Source organism: Brucella tritici (assembly GCF_008932285.1).
Classification (GTDB): Bacteria; Pseudomonadota; Alphaproteobacteria; order Rhizobiales; family Rhizobiaceae; genus Brucella; species Brucella tritici.
Map to the genome: position 1 here is coordinate 550807 of NZ_WBVY01000002.1, position 12323 is coordinate 563129.

The window sequence follows — 12323 nt, forward strand, 5'->3', positions numbered from 1 at the left end:
TTATGAGTCAGAATCCATTTTTGGTCGGAACGCTTGAACAGCCCACTATTGTTGTGCGTACCGGGCAAGATCAACAGAATCCCCATATTGGCTTGCTCACTATTGACGAGTGGACCGTGAAATGCGCGATAGGCCGCAATGGGTTGGTGGAACCGCAGTTGAAACGTGAAGGTGATGGGAAAACCCCCCGTGGTCGCTATCCTTTGCGTTATGGCTTTTACGATCCTGCGGTTTTTGGCGATGAGCCACGCAGTTTCGATTTTCCATTTTTACCCAAGCCCGAAAACTATCGCTGGGTGGAAGATGCAGACAGTCCCTTTTATAACCAGCTGGTTTTTGAAACCGATGAGACGCAGGCTTCCCGTCGGGGGAAGCGGCTTTTCGATCTGATCATCCCTGTCGGCTGGAACGATGCCTTGCCTGAGGCACGTGGCGGGTCTGCCATTTTCATGCATTCCGCCCGCCCCGACTTTAGCGGTACATCGGGCTGCGTCGTCGTTGCCCACGAACATCTGATGGAACTGGCACGCCGAGTGCGACCCGGTATGGTTATCGATATTGCATCGGTCGATGGGCCACAAACGACCCTCGCACCGCTGGTGGCAACCCCGTCCACAGCCATAGAGGCTGTTACGTTCCATGGCTTGAAGCCAGGTCCGCGCCTTATTGTGACCGGTTCAGTGCATGGTAACGAGCCATGCGGCCCTTATGCGATCACGCGTCTGATCAGTGAATTCCGCAGCGGACAAAGGAGCCTGGAATGTGGCACGGTGACCTTTGTGCCCGTCGTGAACGAGCTTGCCTTTCGTAACAATACCCGCGTCGGCGACCGCAATTTCAACCGCAATCTTTCCGAAAGTGCTATCCCCCAGGACAACGAGGACCGCGTGGCCAATATCATCTGCCCATTGCTACGCGCCCATGACGTGCTGATCGATCTACATTCTTTCAGCTCGGACGGGCCGCCGTTAGCTCTGATGGGACCGCGCAACAACGACGGAACACTTGAACCTTTCGCGCATCAGGAAGCGGAAGAAAAGCTGGCTAAGGCGCTTGGCCTTCCGATCATTATTCATGGCTGGTTACCAGCGCACGAAAAGGCGCTTAAGCAAAAACGTGAAGCTGGCGTAACGGAAGGGCTGTCGTCCCTGAATGCCATAGGCACTACTGAATATATGCGATTTGCGGGTGGGTACGGCGTGACCGTCGAATGCGGTCAACATCTCGATCCCAATGGGCCGCAGGTCGGTTATGATTGTGTCATTAACGGAATGGCGGCGCTGGGTCTGATCTCCGCGCAGCCAGCCGTGGCTCAGCCATCATGGGTGCTTGAAATCAGCGATGCTATTCTGGCCGATCATAAAGACGATCGTTTGCTCAAACAATTTGCAGCAGGCGAGAAAGTTGAAAAAGGGAAGATCATAGGAAAACGTGCTGATGGCAGCGATATTGTGATGCCATACTCGGGGGCTGTGCTTTTTGCAGGAATAACAGCGCCGCTGCACACAGAACTATGTTTCTTGTGTAAGCCGAGCGATCGCCTGCATACTTGAAGGGCTCCAAACTCTCATCAACAATGAACCGGCCCGAATGGCGACCTGTACGAGCTTCACAGCTCGAAGGTCGTCAATTCGCTGAATCCTCGCCTCTTTGTGTGTCCTATGGTGTCTGACCCGCAATCCAGGAGCGTGGGGTTTTGAATGATTGTTGGCCGAACGAGAAATTTATATTCCATTTCAGGTATATTTGAAGAAGGTATTTCATCGTAAAAAGCTATGTAAATAATATTTAACTATCGACGAAATGCGAAAATAAAGTAAAATTTATGTAATTATTTCCTGTTGTTGATAGAATATTAAATGCATAATATTTCTTATGCGCAATAAAAGATATTTTGTGGTGAATGAAATATTGAAAACTATTATATGATGGGTAGCAAGCCAGAGTCCAGAATGCGCTTGCCCTTCTGTTAGTGCTAATGGGTTGGAACACATTATCTAGCGGCGTTTGCCTGGTGGTTCGCCAGCAGGTCTGTATTCTTCACAGGAAGGCGCAACCTATTTCGATTTATAGTTTCTATGAGCGCAACTTCGTTGGGCAGCGTACCACTGGCGACCGCCGTCGCATCACCAGCAACGGCGACAACACCTTCCTTGTCACTACATTTGACCAGTATTAAGTCGCGATCGTCTCCCCGGGCGTGCATAATGCACTGCGGTGGTGCAGGGTGTGGACCCAAAAACGTACCCTGATATGCATCGAGGCAGTATTCCTTGTCGATTAGCGCCATCAGTGATGCCTGCAAATCGCGCTGTTGAAAATTTCCGGCGATCACATGCGGTAGATTGACAGCTTTGGTTGCTACGATGGCAGGTATCCTTGTGACAGCAGTTGCGCCAAACCGATCAATCTCTGCCTTTCGATATGGTTCCATGGCCCTGTGATCACCCGCAATGAACAGAATACCGTGATCCAGAAATCCCATCCTGAGAAGCCCGTCATACAGATAGCCGATTGCCTGATCGGTCGTTCGCATGACGTATTCTTCACTATGATGGGCGCTTCCGTCAGGCGCCATGAACGGACGATGGCTCCAAAATGTCTGTGCCGTGATGAAGTGGCGGCCAGTTCCTTTCATGTGGGCAATTTCGTCCAATACGAGATCGAAAAGTTGCTTGTCTGGAACAGAATTGAATGGCCCTCTGATAGTTTGCTTGTCTAGACGCGGGTCACGGTTATCGATGATCCGCTGATACCCTATAGCCTGCAGCCATTCTGCTTGGCCAAGAAATCCAAGATCGCCAGCACCGACGAAAGTGGTTTGATAATCCAGTTTAGCCAGATTTCGGGGCAGAGGTTCGGGAATGTCGATGAAGTCGTCCAGGCGGGGCGATCCCCAAGCATTGAGTTTTGCTTGTTCAGGCACGAAGGGGAAGGTCCCTGTGAGAAGCGAAACCAGCCCGCCGATTGTCGTCCATCCGTTGGCATGGAAGTTTGTCAGCGCGGTTTCGTTCTGCGCAATTGCATCCAGTCGGGGCGTCCAGTCTTCTATCCCGGAAAAATATCTGGAGTGATAGGCCGACAGACTTTCCACCACGACAACCAGTACGTCCAGCGGTTTGTTGCTTCCTGGATGACAGGTGGTTGGCGCGGATGTTGAGCGGAGTGTCCGCCGAAGATCATCGCTGAATGTGGTTTTCTTAAAAAAGCTGGCGTTTCGCTCAGCAAAGTTCTCGAATAGAGGTTTGTCGCCAAATGCGTAGACATAGGCAGGTAGATGAACAAGGTAGAATGCTGCGAGCATCCCTCCCACTGACAGGATAGGTAGAGGACTTAGCCGTGCGTTTGACCGGCCAGACACGAAGACAAAGCTGAAGTAAACTACAGCCCCGACGCCAATTGCCGCAATGACTACGATCCATCCTTGCTTTGCCGTGACGATGTTGAATCCTGTTCTTAAAAGCGTCCCGAAGGAATCCATTTCGCCTGAGAATGTAACCGCGTCACTTATGTAAAGGCGTGTCGCAAAAAAGAAATAAGCCAAAATATCGATGATATAGATTAAAATTATCAAGATACAAAGCGCTCTGGCCGTCGTGGCCAGATAGCGTAATTTTGAATTTTTTCTGAAATATAGATTGAATGCATAAAGAAACAGCAGGGCGGCTAGAATAGCGGCGTCGTGCTGTATCAAGGCTATTGCGAAAGAGTCGGTCGCTGCCTTTCGCATTAGGACAAACTTGCCAGCAAAGAAAATTGCGAGAAGCGTGCACAGAAAGAGTTCGGGAAGCCTCAATAGGCGCAAAATCCGGTCGCTAACATTGCGGAAACCGGTGGCCGGTGAGTTTTTGTTCGGCGAGGACTGCATCATGCTAATCCCTGGCATAATGTTTGCCGACTATGGAACGAAAGGTGGCCGGGAGAGTCAAGCTGACCGTACAGGTGGATTGTACCGAAAAGGGATACGTGACTATGACAGGCTCATGCAAAAGAATTAGCACGGATCAACTGTAGTTTTACGAAAACTTGCTTAACATTGATTGCGACGTATCATCAGGCGATGTGCTCTCGTTAAGTCAAGCCATTCGGAACTGGAGTTTTCCACTTATTGTTCCTTGACGAGGAGATTGAGCCGGCCAGAATTCAAGTCTGCTTGCATCCAAAAGAGGTTTCTAAGTGCCTGAGGCGGCGAACAACGGGATCGCATTGATTTGGGCCTGTCATTTTGCCGTTACGGTCGGGCCGTCAAGGCGCGTATCAATTCTAGAAAGCCAGCCTTGAGCGCGGAGGCATCGTCGCTTGCACGCAACGCAATCTCATTCATCGCACCGTTGAACAAAACAGCGAGCACATCGGGGCCTGCTTCAAACCGGATCGCGTTGGCGCTGATTGCTTCAGCCACACCCGCACACAGAAGATCGAAAGACAGTTCGCGGTCCAGTGCTTCCCACCGTTCGCGACCGAGCACGCCGGGCGCATCGATAACGAGAATGCGGCGGCTTTCCGGTCGCCCCATATAGTCGATCCAGGCGACGGCGCCTTTCTCTAACATGTCGACGGGGTCGGTCAGCGCGTCGGTGGCAGCCTCGACAGCTTCGGCTGCTTCTGCAGCGAGATCGCGACAGACAGCTTCAAAGAGATCTGCCTTGTCGCGAAAATGGTGATAGAGCGCACCGCGTTTCACGCCTGCTGCAGCAAGAATGGCTTCGGTCCCTGTTTGTGCATACCCGTCGCGGGCGAACAGTTTGCGCGCAGCCTCAACCAAGCGTCCCTTGGTCCGGGTAGCACGAAGTTCATTTTTGGAGATTGGTGGCTCGGACATGGCGACTCTCTCATGAGGAAATTGACAGACAGTCTGTCTGTTTTTATAACTCGCAAAAACAGATAGTCTGTTTGTTTTTAATTAGCAAGGAGCGCCCAATGCATTTTTCCGATCGTTACCCGATTGTCATCACAGGGAAGAAAGACGAGGCGCGCGACTTCTGGGTCAAACATCTCGGTTTCGAAATGGTCTTCGACAGTTCGTGGTTCTGTCTGCTGGTCGCTGAAGGCAATAGCGCATCTATCGCCTTCATGACGCCCGACCATCCCTCCGCGCCTCCCGGCCGTGAAAGCTTCAGCGGAACCGGCCTCTGTTTTGAAATGGAAGTGGCGGATGCCAAAGCAGCTTATGACGAACTGACCGTAAAAGGATTACCGGTAACCTATCCTCTTACCGATGAGCCGTTCGGTCAGCGTCGTTTCGGTTTTGCGGACCCCTCGGGACTCTGGGTCGACATCGTTGAACAGATTGCACCGCAGGAAGGTTTCTGGGACAAATACATGATTTGAGGAACGGGGGCGGGAGCGCTTTCCGCAGATTGAGGAGACGTTCAAAACCTGATCCTTTCCAATCCTGTTATCAGATGGTCGATGGCAAGCCTGATCTTTAGCGGCAATGGAGTGTTGTGCCTCCAAACTGTCGATATAGGAAAAGTGATACTGTTTAGGGACGGCAACAATTCCACAATTTGCTCTCTGGCGATGTCCTCTTCTATGAAGAAATCAGGCAGCCAGGCTACCCCGATACCGCTCTTGACCAATTGAAGGATGGCTTGGAAATCATCCATCACATAGCGGCTTTTCGGTTCGATCGATCTTTCAAAATTGTCAGTATCTTTAAACCGCCAGGCTTGGATCATTCCGGATCTCGCATATGCAATGCTTTCGCCAAGCAGCAGTTCCTCAATCGTGGTGGGGACAGGATGGTTTTCGAAGTAGTGAGGCGCTGCGCAGAATTTCATTCCATGCTCACCCAGACGACGGGCGACAAGTTGGCTGCCTTGACGGTCTGAAAGTTCGCCAATTCTTATTGCTATGTCGAAGTCCTCGTCGATCAGGTCAACAATCCGATCATTGAACGACATTTCCAGCGTCAATGCGGGGTGGTCTTTGGCGAAGCCTGTGAGAATAGGCAGGACACGAGACTGTCCGAACAGCACTGGTACAGAAATCTTCAGCCGCCCGGCGACTTCCATTCTGCCCGCATCGAGCAGCATTTCTGCGGCGGAAATTTCGGTGAGTGCCCTCTTGCAATATTCGTAATACTGAGCCCCCTCCGGCGTCAGCGACACGTTCCGCGTGGTTCGATGGAAAAGTTGGGTTCCGATCTGGTCTTCCAGACGCCCAATGGTTTTGCTTATGGCAGAACGGGTTAGATGAAGCTTTTCTGCCGCCTCGGTAAAACTGGAAGCTTCCGCGACTGCCGTGAAAACCGGTAACGCGCTTAGATCGGTGCGCATAATTGCGTCCTTTCAGGCAACAATATGTCGACAAACTATCACCACTGTTGATGCAATGGCAATGATACAAGCGCCTGAAATCGACAAGTGGAAGGTTGAAGCAGCATGGCTAAGAAAATTCTCGCTCTCAAATCGAGCATTATGGGCGAAAACTCCTTTACCAACGAACTCATCTACAAGTTCATCGCAGAGCGCAAACGGCAGGGACATGAAGACCAAGTCAGGATTCGCGACCTGTCTGCGATTGATCTTCCAGTTCTGGACAATGGAATTTTCTCGTCGCTGCGCGGTGCCGAACAGACAAGCGAGCGTCTCAAGAACGCCGTCGCCCTCTCGGACACGCTGATCGATGAACTCAAATGCAGCGATCTGCTGTTGATCGGTGCGCCGATGTACAATCTCAACGTTCCTACACAGTTAAAAAACTGGTTTGATCTTGTGGCGCGCGCACGCGTTACTTTCCAATACACCAAAACCTATCCCATCGGACTTGTGGAAGGTGTCGACGCTATCGTATTCAGTTCGCGCGGTGGTGTGCATGTCGGCCATGACAGCGATGCAGTCACTCCTTATCTGCGATCAGTTCTCGGTCTTATGGGAATTACGAATGTGGAATTCGTTTATGCGGAAGGCATGGACATACCTCAAAGCAGGGTTCTGGGTATCGAAGCGGCCTTGAAACAGGTTGTGAACCTGGCCCGGCATCCCATGGTCTGTGACTGATGTGATCAAGCTTTCTATTGGAGCATTTCATTTACGGGGGGACTCGTATTCCTACCCCGCACGTCGTCTACTGCAACTAAATTTCTTCCTATGCTGCTTCTTGTGAGATCAACAAGCAGCACTATATCTGGTTGAACTGATCTTGAATGGATTTGGTAAAACGCGGTCGCAAGTCACTATCTGGAAACCTGACCCAGCGGTCGATCCTGATGTCGTCGCGGTGCGCGATCATTCATCTTTGAAAGTAGCGATCTGGATGCGTTATTGCTTGTCGCGTGGATTTCTCTGAGAAGTTGCTGACCAGCTATGGAGTGACGGCCGATCTGTTTACACAACTCGGCAGAAGGCAAACGCAGCCCGATTGGCTCTCAATGAGTTTAATTGCCTGTGAAATGATTTGTGGTAGCGTAATCGGAGTGATTGTTGGCGTCTAGGTTCGTGAATAGGAACTGCAGTGAAACGCTGGGTTTTCTACGGTCTTTCGATATTGCTAGTTGCCAGCGCTGCGTATGTTGGGTGGCGTGACCTCAAAGGGAAGGATCCCACAGCCCCTCCTGTTGCCGGACACAGCGATGGCAGGCGCGCCAGTTCGGCGAATAGCGAACATGCGGTCAAGGCTATCGTTGCAACGTCGGGATCGCTGCCGGTACTGCGCAATACAATCGGCACTATAGTGGCTGTGGCATCAACAGCAGTGAATAGTCCGGAGACGGGTAATGTTGCAGCATTGAATGTCAAGGATGGCGCCATTTTAAAAGCAGGCGATCTTATTGCTCAGCTTGATGATCAGGCGGTCCGTGCAAACCTCGGGAAGGATGCCGCTTCCGTTGCCAAGTCTCAAGCCACGCTAAACGATGCCGAAATTCAGCTGAAGCGCACGCAGGATCTGGTACAAAAAGGGGTCAGCACATCTCAGAGCGGTGACGATGCACTGGCCGCGCTGAAGGTTGCGCAAGCGCAACTGCAAGTCGATCAGGCGCAACTGGCTGCCGACCAGGTGACGCTTTCACATATGCGCATTGTTGCACCTTTCGACGGACAATTGGGTGTCGTTCAGGTTTCCGTGGGTGCCTATCTCGCAGCCGGAGCACCCGTTGCAACGATTACGCAGATGACGCCGGTTTATGCGGAATTTACGCTTCCCGAAACCGATCTCGCCCATATTCGTTCGACAATGACTGCCGGAATGTTGAAAGCTGATGTGACTGCAATCTCCGCGGATGGAAGGGACGTCACCGAAAGCGGCCCCGTCAATTTCATCGACAACGCGATTGATCCGGGCAGCGGCACTGTGCGTTTGCGAGCCACACTCGACAATCATTCCGGCGACTTCTGGCCGGGGCAGTCCTTGCGTGTCTCCGTCGAAGCGGGGCAGATCGGTGATCTGGTGCTGGTTCCAGATGTTGCTGTCCAGCCGCAGGAAAACGGCTCCATAAGCTATGTGGTCAAACCCGACAACTCCGTTGAAATACGACCAGTGACGGTCGCTTTGCGTGCCAACGGCATGGCGGGCTTGAGTGCGGGTCTTCAGCCCGGCGAGAGAGTGGTTACGGAAGGCCAAAGGGCGCTCTCTAATGGCAGCAAGGTAAAATTGGCCGACGCAGAACCGGATACCAAGGTTTCATCCGACTGAACCGAACGAAGGTAGACTGGCAATGAATATTTCCGAGGTCTTCATTCGTCGCCCGGTAGCGACCATCCTTCTGATGATCGGCGGGTTGATCGGCGGGATTGCGGCTTACTATCAGTTACCAGTCGCGGCATTGCCCGAAGCGGACTTTCCGACCATCAACGTCTCCGCCCAACTGGCTGGCGCGTCGCCTGACACGATGGCTTCTTCCGTCGCAACGCCGCTTATCAAGCAGTTTGAGACGATTGCAGGTATCGATACGATCAGCGCCACATCATCGCTTGGAAACACGTCGATTACGTTGCAGTTCGACCTGACGCGCAATATCGATGCAGCAGCAGCAGATGTGCAGGCGGCCATTACGCGCGCGCAACGACAACTGCCGGATAATCTCACCACGCCACCGAGCTATCGCAAGGCAAACCCCGCTGACGCGCCCGTAATCATTCTGGCCCTGACAAGCGATGGCGCGCGGCTGACCCAGATGGATGATATCGCGCAGAACATTATCTCCCCAGCCTTGTCGACTATCTCGGGTGTGGCACAGGCGCAGGTTTATGGTTCTAAGACCTACGCGGTCCGCGTGGAAGTGGATCCTGACAAACTCGACAGCCGAAATCTGTCGCTATCGGGCCTCGGCGATACCATTGCTGCAGCGAATGACCAGACCCCGGTCGGAACGCTGCAGAACAGCTCGCAGGCACTAACGGTTAATGCCAAAACTCAGCGCACGAATGCGGCGGAGTTCAAGGACTTGATTGTTGCAGGCAGTGGTAACCGTATCGTCCGTCTGTCCGATGTAGCCACGGTGCTGGATAGCGTGGATAACGTCAATCAGGGTAGCTGGCTGGATGGGAAGCAAACGATCGCTCTGGCGGTTCAGCGCCAGCCCGGTTCGAATACTGTGGCTGTTGTCGATGCGATCCGCGCCAAGCTTCCTGAAATCGAGACGGCGCTGCCTGCACAGATGCATATTGCGGTCGTCAACGATGCTTCAGCATCGATCCGTGCAGCGGTCGCAGATGTTCAAACAACACTGGCCATAACCATCGGTCTTGTGGTGTTGGTGATTTTCCTGTTTCTGGGGCAGTTCTGGGCGACGATGATCCCAGGGCTGGCGGTTCCGCTTTCTCTAGTCACGACATTTGCAGCGATGTATGCCCTCGGATTCTCCATCGACAATATTTCGGTATTGGCGCTGACATTGGCAGTGGGTCTGGTTGTCGACGACGCCATCGTGATGCTTGAGAATATCGTCCGTCACGTGGAGGAGGGACTACCCCCTTTTCAGGCAGCTGTTGTCGGCAGTCAGGAAGTGACAGGTACAATCATTTCCATGTCGCTGTCGCTGGTTGCCGTTTTTCTGCCGATCCTTCTGATGGGCGGTATCGTTGGTCGGGTGCTGAACGAATTCGGCGTGGTGGTCACGCTGGCAATTCTGTCCTCGGCGCTGGTCTCACTGACGGTCACGCCCATGCTTGCTGCCCGTCTGCCGCACAAACAGGCGGAACCCGGACGTATCGCGCAAATGTTCGACCGGGTGACCGCAGGCTACGGACGCGCTGTTGGCTGGTGTCTCCGACATCGGCTTCTGGTGATGTTGCTTTTCGTGCTGAGTTTCTTTGGTTCGGTATGGTCGTTCATGACATTGCCACGCAGCTTCTTCCCACAGGAAGATACGGGACTGGTGACCATCTCAACCCAGGCCAGACAGGACATCTCCTATCAGGGAATGAGCGAATTGCAGAAGCAAGCGGCCTCCATCGTTTCTGGCAATCCTGCGGTTGAGCATGTTACGGCGTCACTTGGAAGTGGGCCGGGTGGTTCGACATTCAATACAGGCTCCATGTTTGTACAGCTTAAAGCGCGAGATGCGCGCCCGCCGCTAGACCAGACGCTGAGTGAACTTCGGAAGAAACTTGCCGGACTGCCTGGACTGACTGCATATCTCACCCCGGTACAGAGCTTGCGCTTTGGCGGCCGTAGCACGCAAAGCCAGTATCAGATCGTTTTGCAATCGCTAGATGCCAACGAAGCACGCTCCTGGTCGCAAAAGCTTGACGATGCGATGAAAGCCGAGCCGGGCACTTTCGTTGATGTCGCTTCCGACCTGCAGGACAATGCGCTACAGGCTCGCATTGATATTGACGACGACAAGGCGGGAAGCCTCGGCATAACGTCGGAAGTAATCCGCAAGACACTGGAAGCAGCATATGGGACACTCACGGTGTCGCAGATACAGACGACTGGCAACAGTTATGATGTCATCATCGAACTTGACCAGAGCAGGCCTTGGGATGAGACGATGCTGGGCGCACTTCGTGTTCCATCCGCGTCAGGCGTGCTTGTTCCGCTTGCAAGTTTTGCGACGATCTCCCGGACAAATGGTCCGGTAACGGTCAATCAGTCCGGTCAGCTCGCTTCTGTCACGCTCTCCTACAACCTGCCAGCAGGTGTTTCCCTTGGTACAGCGACAGATCGTCTGGAAAGCCTGCGCAACGAGATTGGCATGCCGGTTTCCGTTACAATGCGTCCTTCCGGTGCGGCGCAGATCTTTGCTCAATCGACCGGAAACATGGGGCTTCTCATCTTTGCGGCGATCGCAACGATCTATATCGTTCTGGGTGTTCTTTACGAAAGTTTCGCCCATCCGCTGACAATCCTGTCCGGCCTGCCATCGGCGGCTTTTGGTGCGCTGGCGACATTGCAGCTTTTCGGGTTCGATCTTTCGATCATAGCGCTTATAGGTCTTCTCATGCTGATCGGCATCGTGAAGAAAAACGCGATCATGATGGTGGACGTCGCCCTGACATTGAAACGGGATGAAAATCGTGCACCGGACGACGCCATCCATCTTGCCGCCATTCGACGGTTTCGCCCGATCATGATGACGACTTTCTGTGCGCTTCTTGCGGCGGTGCCCGTTGCACTCGGTCATGGACAAGGTTCGGAGCTGCGCCAGCCGCTCGGTGTAGCGGTCGTGGGTGGTCTGATTTTAAGCCAGGTGCTGACACTGTTTATCACACCGGTGATATTCGTGGAGATCGACCGACTGGCAAGCCGTCGCTGGTTCCGGCGGGAGAAAATTGTCGGACAACCACATTAGTTTTTTGCGACGACGGTTCAGTGCAGCAAATAAACGCGCCGATCAGTTGCCACTGCAATTTCGCTGTGGCACGCTTCCGGACAGGATAACTCGTCAGCGGATTGAACGACGGGTGCGAGAATTCTGAGCGAAATCCGTTAAACTCGCTTGGAATGCAATATAGTATGCTTCACTTCTATGGTGCGTTCTCATTTCGGAGGATTGTCGCGTTGAAAAGTCCGTTGATCGCAGCACTTTGCGTCCTGACACTTGCAACCTTTGGCCATTCCGCGTTCGGTGCATCAATCGGCGGGGGCAATCCTTACCCCGTCAGCGACTATAAATGTAAGGACGGTACCCATCTGGCGGTACGCCTTTTCGGTGATCGGGCTTCTGTATCTGTCAATGGAAAAACGGCTATTGATCTACCTGCCGTTGGGAAAAAAGGTACGACTTTTTCGAATGGCAAGCGGACGCTGACCATTGTGCAGGGGCGCCTTTCATGGGGTATAGGGCGAGCTGCCCCTTCCGCCTGTACTGGCGGCTAAGGTGAAGTGTAAGCGCATTCCACTCGAAGGCTGAAAGGTCAGACGGCCCGCCACAA

Annotated in this window: 9 protein-coding genes; 6 read left to right on the forward strand and 3 right to left on the reverse strand. The window is 53.0% G+C overall.

Annotated features, from left to right (window positions below; translation table 11 throughout):
- Nucleotides 1-2 precede the first annotated feature (2 nt).
- The gene (locus F9K94_RS07980; RefSeq protein WP_151644746.1) at nucleotides 3-1553 is read left to right on the forward strand and encodes a L,D-transpeptidase family protein; all 1551 of its coding nucleotides are present in this window, start codon (nucleotides 3-5) and stop codon (nucleotides 1551-1553) included.
- A 440-nt stretch (nucleotides 1554-1993) separates the two neighbouring features.
- On the opposite strand, the gene F9K94_RS07985 is transcribed toward F9K94_RS07980, so the two are convergent.
- Nucleotides 1994-3871, reverse strand: a complete 1878-nt coding sequence (locus F9K94_RS07985; RefSeq protein ID WP_192799471.1) for an LTA synthase family protein — start codon at nucleotides 3869-3871, stop codon at nucleotides 1994-1996.
- 360 nt (nucleotides 3872-4231) lie between these two features.
- Nucleotides 4232-4822 carry a TetR/AcrR family transcriptional regulator gene (locus F9K94_RS07990; RefSeq protein WP_151644750.1) on the reverse strand — a complete coding sequence of 197 codons (591 nt, stop codon included), beginning with the start codon at nucleotides 4820-4822 and terminating at the stop codon, nucleotides 4232-4234.
- A gap of 98 nt (nucleotides 4823-4920) precedes the next feature.
- On the opposite strand from F9K94_RS07990, the gene F9K94_RS07995 reads away from it, so the two are divergent.
- Complete coding sequence (locus F9K94_RS07995; RefSeq protein ID WP_151644752.1) at nucleotides 4921-5331, forward strand: VOC family protein; 411 nt, start codon at nucleotides 4921-4923, stop codon at nucleotides 5329-5331.
- A gap of 41 nt (nucleotides 5332-5372) precedes the next feature.
- Here F9K94_RS07995 and F9K94_RS08000 read toward each other — a convergent pair whose 3' ends face one another.
- Nucleotides 5373-6281 (reverse strand): LysR substrate-binding domain-containing protein, encoded by a 909-nt coding sequence (locus F9K94_RS08000; RefSeq protein ID WP_151644754.1) that lies wholly within the window; start codon nucleotides 6279-6281, stop codon nucleotides 5373-5375.
- A gap of 105 nt (nucleotides 6282-6386) precedes the next feature.
- Here F9K94_RS08000 and F9K94_RS08005 point away from each other — a divergent pair, with 105 nt between their 5' ends.
- The 4 genes from F9K94_RS08005 (at nucleotide 6387) to F9K94_RS08020 (ending at nucleotide 12267) form a co-directional block, all read left to right on the forward strand.
- The gene (locus tag F9K94_RS08005; protein WP_151644756.1) at nucleotides 6387-7004 is read left to right on the forward strand and encodes an FMN-dependent NADH-azoreductase; all 618 of its coding nucleotides are present in this window, start codon (nucleotides 6387-6389) and stop codon (nucleotides 7002-7004) included.
- Nucleotides 7005-7644: 640 nt separating this feature from the next.
- Entirely contained in the window at nucleotides 7645-8637 is a 993-nt protein-coding gene (locus F9K94_RS08010) for an efflux RND transporter periplasmic adaptor subunit (RefSeq protein ID WP_235920609.1), read from the forward strand.
- A 22-nt stretch (nucleotides 8638-8659) separates the two neighbouring features.
- Nucleotides 8660-11740, forward strand: a complete 3081-nt coding sequence (locus tag F9K94_RS08015; RefSeq protein ID WP_151644758.1) for an efflux RND transporter permease subunit — start codon at nucleotides 8660-8662, stop codon at nucleotides 11738-11740.
- A 209-nt stretch (nucleotides 11741-11949) separates the two neighbouring features.
- On the forward strand, nucleotides 11950-12267 hold the full coding sequence (locus tag F9K94_RS08020) for a hypothetical protein (protein ID WP_151644760.1): 318 nt from the start codon (nucleotides 11950-11952) through the stop codon (nucleotides 12265-12267).
- The last annotated feature ends 56 nt before the right edge of the window (nucleotides 12268-12323 follow it).